At 40.3% G+C, this 16,841-nt stretch carries 15 protein-coding genes and 1 pseudogene; 11 read left to right on the top strand and 5 right to left on the bottom strand.

Going from position 1 to position 16,841, the window contains the following annotated elements; all coding sequences use genetic code 11:
- Positions 1 to 295: 295 nt before the first annotated feature.
- The gene (locus OCV11_RS00175) at positions 296 to 802 is read left to right on the top strand and encodes a helix-turn-helix domain-containing protein (protein WP_261894206.1); all 507 of its coding nucleotides are present in this window, start codon (positions 296 to 298) and stop codon (positions 800 to 802) included.
- A 12-nt stretch (positions 803 to 814) separates the two neighbouring features.
- A complete protein-coding gene (locus OCV11_RS00170; RefSeq protein ID WP_261894205.1) occupies positions 815 to 964 on the top strand; it encodes a hypothetical protein in 150 nt (49 codons plus the stop codon).
- A gap of 59 nt (positions 965 to 1,023) precedes the next feature.
- Here OCV11_RS00170 and OCV11_RS00165 read toward each other — a convergent pair whose 3' ends face one another.
- A complete protein-coding gene (locus tag OCV11_RS00165; RefSeq protein ID WP_261894204.1) occupies positions 1,024 to 2,520 on the bottom strand; it encodes a coiled-coil domain-containing protein in 1,497 nt (498 codons plus the stop codon).
- A gap of 263 nt (positions 2,521 to 2,783) precedes the next feature.
- On the opposite strand from OCV11_RS00165, the gene OCV11_RS00160 reads away from it, so the two are divergent.
- Positions 2,784 to 3,164 carry a hypothetical protein gene (locus tag OCV11_RS00160; RefSeq protein ID WP_261894203.1) on the top strand — a complete coding sequence of 127 codons (381 nt, stop codon included), beginning with the start codon at positions 2,784 to 2,786 and terminating at the stop codon, positions 3,162 to 3,164.
- A 125-nt stretch (positions 3,165 to 3,289) separates the two neighbouring features.
- Positions 3,290 to 4,294 (top strand): DNA cytosine methyltransferase, encoded by a 1,005-nt coding sequence (locus OCV11_RS00155; RefSeq protein ID WP_252935059.1) that lies wholly within the window; start codon positions 3,290 to 3,292, stop codon positions 4,292 to 4,294.
- Positions 4,295 to 4,343: 49 nt separating this feature from the next.
- On the opposite strand, the gene OCV11_RS00150 is transcribed toward OCV11_RS00155, so the two are convergent.
- Complete coding sequence (locus OCV11_RS00150; protein ID WP_261894201.1) at positions 4,344 to 5,225, bottom strand: HaeIII family restriction endonuclease; 882 nt, start codon at positions 5,223 to 5,225, stop codon at positions 4,344 to 4,346.
- Between the two features lie 169 nt (positions 5,226 to 5,394).
- A pseudogene (locus tag OCV11_RS00145) lies at positions 5,395 to 5,595 on the bottom strand (magnesium chelatase domain-containing protein); the annotation flags it as partial.
- A 483-nt stretch (positions 5,596 to 6,078) separates the two neighbouring features.
- Between OCV11_RS00145 and ilvG the strand changes: the two are divergent.
- The 5 genes from ilvG (at position 6,079) to tusA (ending at position 12,336) form a co-directional block, all read left to right on the top strand.
- Complete coding sequence (ilvG, locus tag OCV11_RS00140; RefSeq protein WP_261894200.1) at positions 6,079 to 7,725, top strand: acetolactate synthase 2 catalytic subunit; 1,647 nt, start codon at positions 6,079 to 6,081, stop codon at positions 7,723 to 7,725.
- 10 nt (positions 7,726 to 7,735) lie between these two features.
- The gene (ilvM, locus tag OCV11_RS00135) at positions 7,736 to 8,020 is read left to right on the top strand and encodes an acetolactate synthase 2 small subunit (RefSeq protein WP_261894198.1); all 285 of its coding nucleotides are present in this window, start codon (positions 7,736 to 7,738) and stop codon (positions 8,018 to 8,020) included.
- 224 nt (positions 8,021 to 8,244) lie between these two features.
- Positions 8,245 to 10,086: a dihydroxy-acid dehydratase gene (ilvD, locus tag OCV11_RS00130; protein ID WP_261894197.1), complete on the top strand. Its 1,842-nt coding sequence runs from the start codon at positions 8,245 to 8,247 to the stop codon at positions 10,084 to 10,086.
- 4 nt (positions 10,087 to 10,090) lie between these two features.
- Entirely contained in the window at positions 10,091 to 11,623 is a 1,533-nt protein-coding gene (gene ilvA, locus OCV11_RS00125; protein WP_261894196.1) for a threonine ammonia-lyase, biosynthetic, read from the top strand.
- A 464-nt stretch (positions 11,624 to 12,087) separates the two neighbouring features.
- Entirely contained in the window at positions 12,088 to 12,336 is a 249-nt protein-coding gene (gene tusA, locus OCV11_RS00115; protein WP_261894193.1) for a sulfurtransferase TusA, read from the top strand.
- A 43-nt stretch (positions 12,337 to 12,379) separates the two neighbouring features.
- Here tusA and OCV11_RS00110 read toward each other — a convergent pair whose 3' ends face one another.
- Together OCV11_RS00110 and OCV11_RS00105 are read right to left on the bottom strand one after the other, a co-directional pair.
- Positions 12,380 to 12,640 carry a hypothetical protein gene (locus OCV11_RS00110; protein ID WP_261894192.1) on the bottom strand — a complete coding sequence of 87 codons (261 nt, stop codon included), beginning with the start codon at positions 12,638 to 12,640 and terminating at the stop codon, positions 12,380 to 12,382.
- 122 nt (positions 12,641 to 12,762) lie between these two features.
- Positions 12,763 to 13,317: a TMEM165/GDT1 family protein gene (locus OCV11_RS00105; protein ID WP_261894191.1), complete on the bottom strand. Its 555-nt coding sequence runs from the start codon at positions 13,315 to 13,317 to the stop codon at positions 12,763 to 12,765.
- 436 nt (positions 13,318 to 13,753) lie between these two features.
- On the opposite strand from OCV11_RS00105, the gene glyQ reads away from it, so the two are divergent.
- Together glyQ and glyS are read left to right on the top strand one after the other, a co-directional pair.
- Entirely contained in the window at positions 13,754 to 14,674 is a 921-nt protein-coding gene (gene glyQ / locus OCV11_RS00100) for a glycine--tRNA ligase subunit alpha (protein WP_261894190.1), read from the top strand.
- Between the two features lie 11 nt (positions 14,675 to 14,685).
- On the top strand, positions 14,686 to 16,752 hold the full coding sequence (gene glyS / locus OCV11_RS00095) for a glycine--tRNA ligase subunit beta (protein ID WP_261894189.1): 2,067 nt from the start codon (positions 14,686 to 14,688) through the stop codon (positions 16,750 to 16,752).
- Positions 16,753 to 16,841: the final 89 nt, after the last annotated feature.

Here is a 16,841-nt window from a genome sequence, read left to right as displayed (position 1 = left end):
AGGATTTTTTTCCGACCAATGAGATCCTTAGAGATCCCATTAATGGGCACACTTTTCGAAAAATCAGCTAATTTTCCGCTTAATGAAGCCCAAATTTAATGGGTAAACCTTGTTATTTTATTTGATTTTTCTTTATTTTTATTGGTTTAATATTTTCTAAAAAGATGAAGTATTTCACTTCACATTAATGTGAATAATACGTCTTTAATCGAGATTTTTATTTCCCAACTATTGACAAATAAAAAATATATGTTTCATTAATTATATTCAATTTATAAATATAGGAGAAATTAAAATGAATAATATTATTGAAAATAATAAATATAAAACATATAGAGAAGATAGCCAAGAATGTCCAGTAATTCTAAATAGAGACAAAGAAACAGGAGAGATAGAAGCAAAACAATTGAGCGCACCTTTTTTTGCATTTAATAAAGAAAATTACAAATCCAAAGTTTTGTTAGCAAGAGAGGAACCTATTGCTAATTCTATTTTTGAGTTTTTTATATCTGAGATGGACGGAACTAATGCAATATGTATTTCAATGGCTACGTTAGAAAAATTATTTAAACTTAGTAGACGAACTTTATCAAGACACATTAGAGTTCTTGTTGAAAGAAAATTCATTGAAATATTTAAAAATGGAAACATGAACATTTATGCAATAAATGCCTTTATTGTATGGACAAAAGGTGATGCTAATTTGTGGAAAGCAAAATTTAAAGCAACTATTTATTTAGACTATAATGAGCAGACAAAGAAAATAAAAAGAGAATATTCAAAACAAATAACAACAAAATAACAGGAGAAGAAAATGAACGAAAGTAATTATGACTATGAAGATGTTGGAAACTGCAAAATATGCAATGAAGATACTAATCACGGTGAAGATATATGCAGAAACTGCCAAGAGCAAGAAGCCATAGATAATTGCGATGATCCTAATGATTGGGGTCGTTATTAATTATTTACTATACTATCATATTATAATAAATATTATTAAATGAACTATAATTAGTTCATTTAATTTCTGTTATATTTAATGGCATTTTTCTTTTCTTCATTTGGTTGTAGATCAATAGCATCATTTTTTAACCTTTCCCCTAATTCAGAATCAATTTCTTTAATTTGCTTTTGCCTTTTAAAATAGTTAAATAAACTTGGTTTTAAATCATTTACTGCATATTCATAAGCGCTTGTCAGGGCATCTTTTACCGCCTCTTTTAATTCTTCATATTTTTTATTAAGATCATTAATTTTTTCATTAAGTTTAAGTAAAATATTTACCTTGTCTATTATTTCAATATCTATTTTTTCAACCTCTTCTTTTTTTGATTTTATAACCATATTTTGAGTTGCTATTTTTGTTTTATTTTTAGCTAAATTTTCATTTGTTTCTACTAATTTTTCTTCAGCCACCTTATTTTGTTCTTTCAATTTACCAGCTCTAGTCCATTCTCTTTTCTGTGATGGTCTAAATTTATCTTTGAATTTTTCAAAGTCATTTAACTTTTCTACTGCTGTTCTTTTTTCAAGGTTTACTTCATATTTCCTTTCTTTTAAAAAAGCATTCATCTTTTCGAAAATATAATCTTGATACACTTCACCAAATTTTTTAACTTCTGTAAATGTTAAATCATTATAATGATTAATATTTTCAAAAGGAAAAATTTTACTTTCTTTTTTATATACTCTTTTCAAATTTAAAAAAACTTGCTGTTGAATGTCCATTTCACCAGTTTGATTATTTTTACCAGAATATTCAATATGAGCATGGGGATTGTCTGGGTTTTCATCTAAATGAACAACTAAATAATTAACAGAAAAATCAGGATATAATATTTTACTAATGCCATTTACAAAATTAGCCAAATCCGTAGGTTTAACATTTAACCCTGTATCATCAGGGAACTTATAAACCAACTCCTTGCTGAAAACTGTATATTCTGTATTTCTACTTTTCACTCCTATCAATTGATTATAATCTGATAATTCTTTTAGTCTTTGAACTTTTTGATTAAATCTTTTTATCTTTGCAGCACAATTTTTTAAATTATAAATTTCTGTTTCTGGATCTATTTCGTCAGAGCCTAACCTATCCGTTAAGTCTTGCCAGAACTCACTTTCTGAACCATCAGAACCATCCTTATAACGTTTTAATGCAGCTTTTGCTTTTGCCCTTTTATCAGATAGTTCTGCTTTGTTTGAGTCGCTAAAAGCACTTTCTAGATTAGCCAAGTATTCCTTTTTTTCTTTATCCAGTTTAAATGTTATTTGATTATAGAGGTTTTCTCCTTTCTCCGGATTAGATAGTTTTAATTTCCCGTTTTCGTCAGGAATATATAAAACATTATTTTTTGTCAAACCGAAATCACAGATATCGTTCATTTCTAATTTGTCTGTATATAAACTTTCAAGAACTGCTTTGGCTCTTAAATTATGAGCACGAGACCGATTTGCTTTACCTCTACGATGTCCGTGGTGATTGAAATTTGAGTGGTATAACCTTTGTTTTGTCATTTGTCTTTTCTCCTATATTTTTATGCCCTCTTTTTATTTGATTAAACTTTTTAAAGTTTACCAACCTAAAATTAAAGTTTATCCGAGCGCAGCAATGGAAAACTTATGTTTTAGAATCGTTGGTAGTCTATTCTTAGTATATCCAAAGTGTAAAATATAACTTTCACTACAATTATATTAATTACATAATCCTAAACAAAGTCAATATTATCTATTGATAAATAAATAATTAATGATACTTTATATTTAGTGAGGTATAAAATATGGATGACAATATAAAAACATTTCTAGAATCAAAAAACAAAAACGTTTTATCTAAAAGTTTAAATAATGAAATAATCTTGAAAAAAAATATTTGCGAGAATGAAAAATATAAATTGAAGGAAAGATTAAAAACAAAAAATCAACTAGAAAAGAAAAGACAAGAACCAAGTCAAAGATTAAAAGATAAAATAGAAAATCACCAATTGATAATTGGTGATTTAGAAGCTGAAATAGAAAACTTAACGACATGTTTTCTTCAATCTATTGATTTAACTAACATCGCACTATCTAAACTTAGAAAGTTAGATCCTGAGAAAGCGCATGAAATGGAGTATAGTCAATCTCTAAAAACTCATAACGCTCGAAGAAATCGACTTTAACAATTTGCTACGCCGAAAATGTGTGATATAAATCACGAATTTTTAATAAACAGACAAAAAAGCACTGGCCTTATATCCAGTTATTTGCTTCAATATGGTAATTCTTCTTACTAGAGAAAATGTATATGCAACTAAAAGTAAACTCTTTCTTTTCAGGAGCTGGTGGACTCGACTTGGGTTTTGAAAAAGCTGGATTTTCAATACCATTCGCCAACGAATATGATAAAGACATATGGGCGACTTATGAGCTTAATCACCCAAATACCAAGTTAGATAGACGTAGTATCGTAGATATTCCTAGTATAGAGGTACCTGATTGCGACGGAATTATCGGTGGTCCACCGTGTCAAAGTTGGAGTGAAGCAGGCTCAAGAAGAGGAATAAATGATCAGAGAGGTCAGCTATTTTTCGATTTTATTCGTATTTTAAAAGATAAACAGCCTAAATTCTTCCTAGCTGAAAATGTTAGTGGTATGTTAGCACCAAGACATAAAGAAGCTTTAGATAATATAAAAAAAACATTCCAAGATGCTGGGTATGATCTTTTTTTTAAACTTCTAAATGCTAATGATTACGGCGTAGCACAAGATAGAAAACGAGTTATATTCATCGGATTTAGAAAGGACTTAGGTGTTTCTTATTCTTTTCCTGAAGCATTGGATAACAAACCTAAACTAAAAGATTGTATAATGGATTTAGATGGGCTAGCCGTTCCTGCAATTTCTAAATCTAAGCCAAATCCTGACACAGTAATTCCTAACCACGAATATATGACAGGATCGTTTTCTAGTATGTATATGAGTAGAAATAGAGTAAGAGCTTGGAATGAGCCATCATTTACTATTCAGGCTGGTGGGAGACATGCACCAATACACCCATCAGCACCAAAAATGGAAAAACTAGAACAAAACAAATTCCTATTTGTTGATGGCTTTGAATATAGACGGCTAAGTGTTCGTGAATGTGCTAGAATTCAAGGATTTCCAGATAGTTTTAGATTTATATATAATGATGTTTCTGCTGGTTATAAGATGATTGGAAATGCTGTTGCTGTAAATTTTGCTTATGCTATAGCAAATAGTATAAAGAAATCACTAGAAAATGTTCTTAAATTAGAATTAGTAGCATAACTCTAATTACATAGATTACATAGAGGAGGTTATACCTCCTCTATATCGATTAAAGATCAATGCTACATCTATTAATATAATTTTCTTCATCATAAAGTATATTTGTGTCAAACTTTAGACTAATAGAACGACCAAGATTAATTCTACTACTAGCAGTGTGTAATCTTGACCTAAACGAAATACCGTTATTGAAGTGAACATCTACATAACTATTATTATATATTTCTGCACGCATGTCTGTAGGTCTAGGTATATTGTAAAAGTTTAATATGTCAATTTTATTTCTTGTAATAATTACTTTTTCAAATTCATAGATACCTACAATAAATGAAAAATACTCTTCAGCATAGCTTCTATATTTATTTAAATAATTAATATAATTATTACAAATATTTCTATAAAGATTTAAAATAATATCAGGATTTCTTTGTTTAACAACATTAAAGGTTGTTTCACCTTCTAAAAGGTTATCATAAAAATCTTTTTCTATTGCTTTAACTTTATTTCTATATTCTTTATTAATTAAATCATTATTAATACCAAGTTGGTCTATTAGTGAACCTGGTCTAGGGTGTTTAACAGCTTCATGGTTATGCTTAAGCGAAATATTATAAACATATCCATCAACCAACCATAACCTTATATCTGTAACATCACCTCTTGTTCCTTGAGTATCGGTTAATCTACTTAATTTTATTATTTCATTATCATAACCGATACGACTAGGTAATATTTCACTTACAAAATAATCAGTATTTTTAATAAAATACGCTTGAACATTATCAGGTAATGACTTGAGTTTCCCAAAATCTCTGATTTGATCGTGTTTTGTTTGTTCATCAATACGAGCAGTTGGATAGTACCTGATCAGTGCCTGTGTTAATGCATACTCCAGCGCCCTTCCATTATCATTAGATGTGCTATTAGCCATAATGCAATATTCCTTATAAAACAATAGGAATAATATTGCCACAGTTAATAGACTAGGACCAAGTTATTATTTCTAATACAAAAAATAGGAACGAAAACAAAGTTAGTTGAATCCCAGAGATTCACTATATAGTAGAAAATACATTTTTATTCCTGTAAATATTGCATAACACTGTGATCCGTTTTGATGGAAACTCAAACTGAGAATTAACAATCGCACTGCGTACGCGATCGCGCGACTCTTTCACTGTTGTCTCCGGAAGCCCTACTAAGGTAAACCCAGGCATACCATTACTAATATGTACCTCTACGGTTACTGAAGGCGCTTCAACCCCAACACTTGCTCGACTATGAATGATTGCCAGTCCCATAAACACCTTACCCGTTGATTAAAAAGCATTCAGCGATTGGATACATCATTATTCATATCGCCGCTTATGCTTATATACCCAAGGGAGTTGGAAAATTAATATGAAAAAAGAATGAGGTTTTGCTTGTCAGATAACAGAACAATGTGATACCACTATGAGCACAGGATATTTCTTAACAACATCACAGCAAATTAAGAAAAAAACAGAATGATTTTTAACGCACACAACCTCTCAATTATTAGCCTTATTCTCGTGGTCATTATTGGCACCGCGCGGGGGCTTGTGGGCGCTAGATAAACCACCAAATTTAAAAACCCCCGCACTGAAAAGTCCGGGGGTTTTTTTACAACTAAATACAGACATAAAATAGCCAATCTGACCAATCCGTGGTCAGAGAGAATCGGAAGAATGGGAGTGGCACATGAAGTGCAAACACAACACAACACAACACGATACACAGCAGTGTAGTCAAGGGGAGGCACGATGACCGGAGCACAATTAGTCGTTGCAGCCCTTAAGCAACAGGGGATCCAAACCGTTTTTGGTTACCCCGGTGGCGCAATCATGCCAATCTATGATGCGCTATATGATGGCGGTGTAGAACACGTTCTATGTCGTCATGAGCAGGGAGCTGCAATGGCGGCTATAGGTATGGCAAGGGCCACACAGAAAGTGGCGGTTTGCATGGCAACATCCGGACCAGGCGCGACCAACTTAGTCACAGGTTTAGCCGATGCCTTTCTTGATTCCGTTCCTCTCGTTGCCATCACCGGCCAAGTCGCCAGCTCCCACATTGGTACTGACGCGTTTCAAGAAATGGATGTTATCGGTATGTCTCTTTCTTGTACCAAACACAGTTACCTCGTTACCGATATTAATGAACTTGCTCCCACTCTCGCAGAAGCTTTCGAAGTTGCTCAAACAGGTCGCCCTGGCCCTGTTATCGTTGATATCGCTAAAGATGTGCAATTAGCCAAATCACCTGTCGACTATCTTCCAACCTTTACTCCACCAGCCATCCCAGTGGTTGATGACATGCAACTTGCTCAAGCTCAAGAGATGCTGGCGAAAAGCCAACGTCCTGTGCTGTATGTCGGTGGGGGCGTACAGTTAGCGCGTGCAACTGACACCGTTCGTCAGTTTTTAACTGCCAACCCAATGCCATCGGTAAGCACCTTAAAAGGGCTTGGTACCATTGAACGCCACAATCCTAACTATTTAGGTATGCTGGGCATGCACGGCACCAAAGCAGCCAACTTGGTGGTGCAAGAAAGTGACCTATTGATCGTTGTAGGCGCACGTTTTGATGACCGCGTGACGGGTAAATTGGACACCTTCGCCCCCGAAGCCAAAGTCATCCATTTGGATATTGATGCTGCAGAATTTAATAAACTACGCCAAGCCAACGCAGCTTTACGTGGTGACATCAATTTGATTTTGCCACAGTTGGAATTAACCCATGACATCTCGCCTTGGATTCAATACAGCGCTGAACTGCGCACCGAGAACAAATGGCGTTATGACCATCCGGGTGAAGCGATTTACGCACCACTGTTATTGAAACAGCTCTCAGACATGATGCCGGACTCTGCCATGGTATCGACCGATGTAGGTCAACACCAAATGTGGTCTGCTCAACACATCCAGCCTCGTGAGCCACAAAACTTCATCTCTTCTGCTGGCCTTGGCACGATGGGCTTTGGTTTGCCAGCGGCTATGGGTGCGGCTGTAGCACGTCCTGAAGATCAATCTATTCTTATTTCAGGTGACGGCTCTTTTATGATGAACGTACAAGAGCTAGGCACCCTAAAACGTCGTCAGATCCCAGTTAAAATCGTGCTGCTGAACAACCAACGTTTGGGCATGGTAAGACAATGGCAATCGCTGTTCTTTGATGGTCGCCATAGCGAAACTATTCTAGACGACAACCCAGATTTCGTATTGTTAGCGAAAGCCTTCAACATTCCTGGTAAAACCATTACCAAGAAAGAAGAAGTAGAACCGGCTCTGCAGGAGATGCTAGCAAGTAAAACTGCTTATCTATTGCATGTAGAAATTGACGAAGAAGAAAACGTATGGCCATTGGTTCCACCAGGTGCATCCAATAGCGACATGCTGGAAAACACGTAGGAGAAAGGAAATGCAAAGATATCTTATCGACATCAAAGCGGATGACAAACCCGTATTGTTAGAACGTGTTCTTCGTGTTGTGCGCCACCGCGGTTTCATTATTCGTCAAGTCGCTGGCACCCAGAACCACGAAAGTAAAATTGCGAGTGTAGAGATCATCGTTGACAGTGACCGACCAATCACCACACTAACCAACCAAATTGAAAAGCTTTGGGATGTGCGCACAGTCGAAGTCACCAAAATCAACAACGACGAACTGCCAAATAACAACTTACAGCAAAAAATTTGTGCATAATGGAGTGCCTATTATTCACGCCTGATTTTGGGTAAAGACCCCATCAGGCGTGAACTCGTATTGAGGATTATCGTTCATCCGCAATATCGCAGGAACTCAGCTCACTATCTTAAGAGCAAGCACTTACAAAGCACAGGCAAACACTAAAGTTCAACCAACGACAAGCCAATGACAATAGAGAACTGCCTTGGTTGAACCACATAAAATTAACAAGGAACAAAGCAATGCCTAAATATCGTTCGGCAACAACAACTCACGGAAGAAACATGGCAGGTGCTCGCGCGCTTTGGCGTGCAACGGGCGTAAAAGAAGGTGATTTTGGTAAACCGATCATCGCTGTTGTGAACTCTTTCACTCAATTCGTACCAGGCCACGTTCATCTAAAAGACCTTGGTCAAATGGTCGCTCGCGAAATCGAAGCTGCTGGTGGTATCGCTAAAGAATTCAACACTATCGCTGTAGATGACGGTATCGCAATGGGTCACGGCGGTATGCTGTATTCCCTACCTTCTCGTGAATTGATTGCCGACTCAGTGGAATACATGGTGAACGCTCACTGTGCTGACGCCATGGTCTGTATCTCTAACTGTGACAAAATCACCCCGGGAATGCTAATGGCATCAATGCGCCTTAATATCCCTGTTGTTTTTGTTTCTGGTGGTCCAATGGAGGCTGGTAAAACCAAGCTTTCTGATCAGATCATCAAACTTGACCTTATCGACGCGATGAAACAAGGCGCCGATCCAACCGTAACTGACGAGCAAGTTGAACAGGTAGAACGCTCTGCTTGTCCTACCTGTGGTTCATGTTCTGGTATGTTCACTGCAAACTCAATGAACTGCCTAACAGAAGCGCTTGGCCTATCTCAACCGGGTAACGGCTCATTAGTTGCAACACACGCAGATCGTAAAGAACTGTTCCTAAGTGCTGGTCGTCGCATTGTTGAATTAACCAAACGCTACTACGAACAAGATGATGCCTCTGTTCTACCACGCAACATCGCTTCTAAAGATGCGTTTGAAAATGCGATGGCGTTGGATATCGCGATGGGTGGTTCAACTAACACCGTTCTTCACTTGCTGGCAGCAGCTCAAGAAGGTGAAGTGGATTTTGATATGGTGGACATCGACCGCCTATCTCGCCAAGTGCCGCACCTATGTAAAGTGGCACCATCGACTCAGAAATATCACATGGAAGACGTACACCGTGCTGGTGGCGTAATGGGTATTTTGGGTGAGCTACAACGCGCAGGCCTTCTTCATGACGAGACTCGCACAGTTCTTGGCATCTCAATGAAAGAACAGCTAGCTCAATACGATGTAATGCAAACCACTACTCAAGCAGTGAAAGACTTCTACCGTGCAGGTCCTGCGGGGATCCGTACTACTGAAGCATTTTCGCAAGATTGCCGTTGGGATACCTTAGACGATGACCGTGTCGACGGTTGTATTCGTACCAAAGAGAAAGCCTTTAGCCAAGACGGTGGTCTTGCGGTTCTTAAAGGTAATATCGCATTGGATGGCTGTATTGTTAAAACCGCTGGTGTTGACGAGAGCATTCTGAAATTCACAGGCCCTGCTATCGTATTTGAAAGCCAAGAAGACGCTGTTGACGGCATCCTTGGTGGCAAAGTGAAAGCAGGTCACGTTGTGGTTATTCGCTACGAAGGTCCTAAAGGTGGTCCAGGCATGCAAGAAATGCTTTACCCAACCACTTATCTAAAATCGATGGGTCTAGGTAAAGAGTGTGCACTTCTTACTGATGGTCGTTTCTCTGGTGGTACTTCTGGCCTTTCTATCGGTCACGCATCACCTGAAGCAGCTAATGGCGGCATCATCGGTCTAGTGAAAACAGGCGATACCATCGCTATCGACATTCCAAACCGTACGATTGATCTTCAAGTCTCTGAAGATGAACTTGCTCAACGCCGCACAGAACAAGACAAACTTGGTTGGAAACCTGTTTCTCGCCAACGTGAAGTTTCATTCGCACTAAAAGCGTACGCCAGCATGGCAACCAGTGCTGACAAAGGAGCCGTGCGCGATAAATCCAAACTAGAGGGCTAAGTGCATGACAGAATCCAAACCAACTGGCGCAGAGTATCTGCGCCAAATCATCAAAGCACCTGTTTACGATGTTGCCCATGTGTCTCCTCTGCAAGAGATGACTCGCCTTTCCGAACGCATTGGCAACCAAGTACAAATTAAACGAGAAGACCGCCAACCGGTTCACTCATTTAAATTGCGCGGTGCTTACAATATGGTTTCGAGCCTAACCGAAGACCAAAAAGCAGCGGGAGTCATTGCGGCTTCTGCAGGTAACCATGCCCAAGGCATGGCGCTTTCTGGTGCCAAATTGGGGATTCGTACCACTATCGTCATGCCAAAAACCACACCAGACATTAAAGTTTCAGCGGTAAAAGGCTTTGGCGGTAATGTCGTGCTGTTTGGTAATAACTTTGATGAAGCCAAAGGTGAAGCTGAACGCCTTGCTGCTGAAAATGGTTATACGTTTGTTCCACCTTTCGATCACCCATTAGTGATTGCAGGACAAGGCACTATCGGCTTAGAAATGCTGCAACAAAACAGTAGCTTGGATTACATCTTCGTTCCTGTTGGCGGCGGCGGTTTGGCGGCAGGTATCGCCGTATTGGTCAAACAGTTGATGCCAGAAGTCAAAGTGATTGCCGTTGAGCCAGAAGACTCTGCCTGTTTAAAAGCGGCTCTTGATGCAGGTGAACCTGTGGTACTGGATCAAGTGAGCATGTTCGCCGATGGGGTTGCGGTCAAACGCATTGGTAACGAAACCTTCCGTCTTTGCCAAAAATACCTCGATGGTCATGTGTGTGTTTCTAGCGATGAGATTTGCGCAGCGGTCAAAGATATCTTTGAAGACACTCGTGCGATTGCTGAACCATCCGGTGCGCTGGCTCTTGCTGGTTTGAAAAAATACGCAGAACAAAACGAGCTATCCGATAAGAAACTCGCTACCGTTCTATCTGGTGCTAACACCAACTTCCATGGTCTACGTTACGTTTCTGAACGCTGTGAATTAGGTGAAAAACGTGAAGGTCTCTTGGCCGTCACCATTCCTGAACGTAAAGGTGCCTTCTTCGAGTTTTGCCAAATTATTGGTGAACGTGCGGTAACGGAATTCAACTACCGTTACGGTGATGACCAGTTGGCAAATATCTTCGTTGGGGTTCGCCTCCAAGGTGGCCAAGAAGAACTAAAAAGCATCATTGCGGATTTGCACAAAGCAGGTTATCCAGTCCAAGACCTTTCTGATGATGAAATGGCGAAGCTGCACATTCGTTATATGATCGGTGGTAAACCCTCTAAACCGCTGCAAGAACGCCTTTATAGCTTCGAGTTTCCTGAATACCCTGGCGCATTATTGAAGTTCTTAAGTACGTTAGGAACACATTGGAATATCAGCCTGTTTAACTATCGCAACCACGGAGCTGACTATGGTCGTGTTCTGTGTGGCTTTGAGTTATCCAACGATGACCTTGCTCGTTTTTCAGAGCATCTTGTTGAGTTGAGCTACCAATACAAAGACGAAACCGATAACCCTTCTTATCGTTTCTTCCTCGCCAAATAACTCGCACTTTCTGATGTTAAAACCACCGTTTATCGGTGGTTTTTTTATAAAAAAATCCCGCCTTTCGACGGGGAAGCCCAAGAAAAATCGGGATAGTAATTATTAGTAGAGTAGTTATGGAAGTAATGCTTACTGTGACTGGTTATCTTCTGTTGGTGACACAAGTGGTTTCTTTTTCTTCAAGTTAAATTCTGCCCACAACGCTGCCACCGTGGCGAAAAGCCCGACTAATGGCATCAATGATTCGTTGTTGGGCGATCCCATGAAAAAAGAACAGATGGAAATAAAGCACAACACGGCGTATATGGTAATTCTGTCGAGTGAGGTCATTTCGCGGCTACACTTTGTTACAAACTTGTTAATTAAATTATAACAAAAAAGTTACTTTGCCAAGGTTGTGTTGAATATTTTTTCTTCACTAGTATCATCTAGCCCCAAACGCTACTGCTAATTTGAGTTTGACCATGAATTTTAATCCTGAAGAAGCCACTGTGACATTAGAAGCAGAAGGACTTCGTTGTCCTGAGCCAGTGATGATGGTGCGAAAAACCATCCGTAACATGCAAGACGGAGATGTTTTGCTGATTAAAGCGGATGACCCATCAACCACTCGTGATATTCCGAGCTTTTGTCGTTTTATGGATCACCAACTTATAGAAGCACAAACGGATGCAGTGCCTTATCTGTATGTGATTAGAAAAGGTTTAGCGTAATCGCTAGTGAAAAAAAGAGGCTGCCTATTGGCAGCCTCTTTTACTATTGATCGTTTTTTATTGAGTGAAATTCAGATTGCAGCTTGTGCAGTTCGCGATGCACAGCTCGAAGCTCCTCTCGTAACGGCATGATATAAAGCAATCGAATCCAAGATTCGAGTGTCAAAATGGTTAGGACAAACGCCCCCACCACCATAGGTAACCACATATCCGTTAACGCCATACCTAAGAAAGTCAGCAAAAGACCAAAGCTAAAGAGATAACTTTGGCTTTTAGTACTCATACCCGTATAACGTGTCAGCATAGTCAGCCCTCTTTCGATAACCGCCTCAACTACTTAAACAGTAGCATGGGAGTTATCAGTTAGGTATGACAGCCCTCACTCTCAATCAATTTCTGTGACAGAGTGTGATCTACGACTTCTGGTTAATAAAACGCCGATGCCACAGCCAAACCGATAAATAGCACCGCAGTCACTTTACGGATCAATGCCAAAGGCATCTTGTCGGCAGAGAGTTTACCAATCAATACCACAGGTACGTTTGCCAGCAACATACCGATGGTGCTCCCCATGACCACCCATTCAAGTTGAGTCGCATAATGCGCACCAAGAATAGAGGTTGCGATTTGGGTTTTGTCACCAATTTCAGCCACAAAGAACGCGATAAAACTTGCGATAAAAGGACCACGGTTAGAAATAGACTCATCGTCATCGATTTTATCAGGAATCAAAATCCAACCGGCCATTGCTAAGAAGCTCGCAGCAATAACCCATTTTAGGATTTCAGGAGTGATGTAGTCAGCCACCACGACACCCAACCATGCAGCTAAAGCATGGTTAGTAATGGTTGCAGCCAAAATCGCCAAAATGATCGGCACTGGCTTACGGTAACGACTGACCAACAAAAGGGATAGAAGCTGCGTTCGATCACCGATTTCGGCTAACGCAACAGTACTAATAGAAACAGCTAAAACGCTCACGACATACTCAATGGGGCAGGGATTTATTATATAAACCATAGACAAACGTCACTCCCCACCCCGGTTTGTGATGTTTGTCTAAGGTCTTGCTAAACTCGGCTGGGTGCCAAGTCTCGAGCGCCACTCCATGTGCTTACAATCATTAAGCAGAAACAGAGATTATGTTGACGAACGAACCAAACACAGGCTGTGTTCGATAAGCTACTCCCCAAAGACGGCCCGAATCATAGCGACCAAGAATATAAAGCACAAGTCTAAATCCATTCTGGCGCGGCATTTCCGGCCAAAACCCTACATTATCAAGGGAAAAATCCATTAAACGAAATTTATGCCCAATAATTAAACAAGATTTCCTCTACTTTGTCGCAGCAGAACTAGGTATACTTGGGGGCAATTTTTTATCACTTCAGACAGAAAGAATCGCGCGAACCTGACTATGCAAAAATACGATATCAAAACCTTTCAGGGTATGATCCTCGCGCTGCAGGATTATTGGGCCCAACAAGGCTGCACCATTGTTCAACCACTAGATATGGAAGTGGGTGCTGGTACTTCTCACCCAATGACATGCTTGCGTGCTCTTGGTCCTGAGCCAATGGCAACGGCTTACGTTCAACCATCTCGTCGTCCTACCGACGGTCGTTATGGCGAAAACCCAAACCGCCTACAGCACTACTACCAATTTCAAGTAGTTATCAAACCTTCTCCAGACAACATTCAAGAACTTTACCTAGGCTCACTAAAAGTATTAGGTATTGATCCACAAGTTCACGATATTCGTTTCGTGGAAGACAACTGGGAAAACCCAACTCTGGGTGCTTGGGGTCTAGGCTGGGAAGTTTGGCTAAACGGTATGGAAGTGACACAGTTTACTTACTTCCAACAAGTTGGCGGCCTGGAATGTAAACCGGTTACAGGTGAAATCACTTACGGTGTCGAACGTCTTGCTATGTACATTCAGGGCGTAGATTCTGTGTATGACCTAGTTTGGACTGATGGTCCTCTAGGTAAAGTGACTTATGGTGACATCTACCACCAAAACGAAGTTGAACAATCAACTTACAACTTTGAACACGCTGATGTGGATTTCCTTTTCACTTACTTCAATCAGTGTGAGAAAGAATGTAAACACCTTCTTTCACTAGAAAAACCACTTCCTCTTCCTGCTTACGAACGCATTCTGAAAGCAGCGCATTCGTTCAACCTACTGGATGCGCGTAAAGCGATCTCCGTAACTGAACGTCAACGCTACATTCTGCGTATTCGTGACTTAACTAAGTCAGTAGCAGAAGCGTATTACGCATCTCGTGAAGCTCTAGGTTTCCCTATGTGTAATAAATCAGACGACAAAGCATAAGGGGAAGAATAATGGCTAAAGAATTTCTGATTGAGCTTGGTACCGAAGAACTTCCACCAACTCAACTGCGCACCCTAGCAGAAGCGTTTGCAGCAAACTTCGAAAAAGAACTGAAAGATGCAGAACTGTCTCACCAAGGCGTGAAATGGTATGCGACTCCTCGTCGTCTTGCTCTTAAAGTCACTGCTCTTGCTGAAGCACAAGCTGACAAAGTCGTTGAAAAACGTGGTCCAGCGGTCAACGTAGCGTTCGATGCAGACGGTAATCCAACCAAAGCAGCTCAAGGTTGGGCTCGCGGTAACGGCATTACTGTTGAACAAGCTGATCGTATTGCGACAGATAAAGGCGAATGGCTACTGTTCAAACAAGAAGTAAAAGGTCAACCGACCCAAGACATCATTGTTGAACTCGCAGCAAAAGCACTAGCGAACCTGCCAATCGCAAAACCAATGCGTTGGGGCGACAAAGAAACTCAATTTATCCGTCCAGTTAAGACTCTGACTATCCTTATGGACTCAGATCTTATCGAAGGCGAAATCCTAGGCGTGAAATCGGCACGTACTCTTCGTGGCCACCGTTTCATGGGCGAACCTGAGTTCACCATCGATTCAGCATCTCAATACCCAGCGATTCTTGAAGAGCGCGGTAAAGTCATTGCTGACTACGAAACTCGTAAAGCGATCATCATCAAAGACTCTCAAGCTGCTGCTGCCAAAGTTGGCGGTGTAGCTGACCTTGAAGATGACCTAGTAGAAGAAGTGACCGGCCTAGTTGAATGGCCAGTGGTTCTAACTGCGAAATTCGAAGAAAAATTCTTGGCTGTTCCTGCAGAAGCATTGGTTTACACCATGAAAGGTGACCAAAAATACTTCCCAGTGTACGACGAGAACAAAAACCTGCTGCCTAACTTTATTTTCGTATCTAACATCGAATCTAAAGAGCCACGTCACGTTATCGAAGGTAACGAGAAAGTCGTTCGTCCACGTCTAGCGGATGCAGAATTCTTCTTCAATACTGACCGTAAACAAAAATTGGTTGATCGCCTACCTCTTCTAGAAAAAGCAATTTTCCAGATCAAACTTGGCACAATCAAAGACAAAACCGATCGTATTACTGAACTTGCTGGCTACATCGCTGAGCAAATCGGTACTGACGTAGAAAAAGCAAAACGTGCTGGCCTACTCGCAAAATGTGACCTAATGACCTCAATGGTATTCGAATTTACCGATACTCAAGGCGTTATGGGTATGCACTACGCTCGCCACGACGGTGAAGATGAGCAGGTTGCTGTTGCTCTAAACGAGCAATACATGCCTCGTTTCGCGGGTGACCAACTACCAAGCAACGGCGTATCTGCAGCAGTTGCCATGGCAGACAAGCTAGACACTATCGTGGGTATCTTCGGTATTGGCCAAGCACCAAAAGGTTCTGACCCATTTGCACTGCGTCGCGCGTCTCTAGGTGTGCTGCGTATCATCGTTGAATACGGTTACAACTTAGACCTAGTTGACCTGATTGCTAAAGCGAAATCGCTATTTGGTGACAAACTAACTAACGCAAACGTAGAAGAAGACGTATTGGAATTCATGCTAGGTCGTTTCCGCGCATGGTACCAAGACGAAGGCTTCAGCGTGGATATCATCCAAGCAGTTCTAGCGCGTCACCCAACTAAACCTGCGGACTTTGACCAACGTGTTAAAGCGGTATCTCACTTCCGTGGTTTAGATGCAGCAGAAGCACTAGCAGCAGCGAACAAACGTGTAGGTAACATCCTTGCGAAATTCGACGGTGCGCTAGCAGAAGAAATCGATCTTGCTCTTCTTCAAGAAGACCAAGAGAAATCTCTAGCAGAAGCAGTAACCGTGATGGCTGAAGCGCTTGAACCAGCATTCGCTACCGGTAACTATCAAGAAGCATTAACTAAACTTGCTGACCTACGTGAGCCAGTGGATGCATTCTTCGATAACGTTATGGTAATGGCGGATGATGAAGCGTTGAAACTTAACCGTCTAACGCTATTGAATAATCTGCGTAACCTGTTCCTACAGATTGCTGATATTTCTCTACTACAGAAATAAGCATAATATTCTGATTATGGCATTCAAAGCTCGACTCGAAAGAGTCGGGCTTTCTTTTTTCCACTAAAACAAAATATTACTTTGATAGA

The organism is Vibrio porteresiae DSM 19223, from assembly GCF_024347055.1.
In the GTDB taxonomy this organism is placed as follows: Bacteria; Pseudomonadota; Gammaproteobacteria; order Enterobacterales; family Vibrionaceae; genus Vibrio; species Vibrio porteresiae.
The sequence above is the reverse complement of the archived record's forward strand: the minus strand, read 5'-3'. Positions and strand labels throughout refer to the sequence as shown.

What these genes read in the sequence shown, in the direction of transcription:
- OCV11_RS00165 (WP_261894204.1), bottom strand. Translation starts at nt 2,520, where the DNA reads ATGACAAAACAAAGGTTATACCACTCAAATTTCAATCACCACGGACAT.
- ilvM (WP_261894198.1), top strand. Translation starts at nt 7,736, where the DNA reads ATGCAAAGATATCTTATCGACATCAAAGCGGATGACAAACCCGTATTG.
- OCV11_RS00175 (WP_261894206.1), top strand. Translation starts at nt 296, where the DNA reads ATGAATAATATTATTGAAAATAATAAATATAAAACATATAGAGAAGAT.
- ilvG (WP_261894200.1), top strand. Translation starts at nt 6,079, where the DNA reads ATGACCGGAGCACAATTAGTCGTTGCAGCCCTTAAGCAACAGGGGATC.
- ilvA (WP_261894196.1), top strand. Translation starts at nt 10,091, where the DNA reads ATGACAGAATCCAAACCAACTGGCGCAGAGTATCTGCGCCAAATCATC.
- OCV11_RS00155 (WP_252935059.1), top strand. Translation starts at nt 3,290, where the DNA reads ATGCAACTAAAAGTAAACTCTTTCTTTTCAGGAGCTGGTGGACTCGAC.
- ilvD (WP_261894197.1), top strand. Translation starts at nt 8,245, where the DNA reads ATGCCTAAATATCGTTCGGCAACAACAACTCACGGAAGAAACATGGCA.
- glyS (WP_261894189.1), top strand. Translation starts at nt 14,686, where the DNA reads ATGGCTAAAGAATTTCTGATTGAGCTTGGTACCGAAGAACTTCCACCA.
- OCV11_RS00160 (WP_261894203.1), top strand. Translation starts at nt 2,784, where the DNA reads ATGGATGACAATATAAAAACATTTCTAGAATCAAAAAACAAAAACGTT.
- tusA (WP_261894193.1), top strand. Translation starts at nt 12,088, where the DNA reads ATGAATTTTAATCCTGAAGAAGCCACTGTGACATTAGAAGCAGAAGGA.
- OCV11_RS00150 (WP_261894201.1), bottom strand. Translation starts at nt 5,225, where the DNA reads ATGGCTAATAGCACATCTAATGATAATGGAAGGGCGCTGGAGTATGCA.
- glyQ (WP_261894190.1), top strand. Translation starts at nt 13,754, where the DNA reads ATGCAAAAATACGATATCAAAACCTTTCAGGGTATGATCCTCGCGCTG.
- OCV11_RS00110 (WP_261894192.1), bottom strand. Translation starts at nt 12,640, where the DNA reads ATGCTGACACGTTATACGGGTATGAGTACTAAAAGCCAAAGTTATCTC.
- OCV11_RS00170 (WP_261894205.1), top strand. Translation starts at nt 815, where the DNA reads ATGAACGAAAGTAATTATGACTATGAAGATGTTGGAAACTGCAAAATA.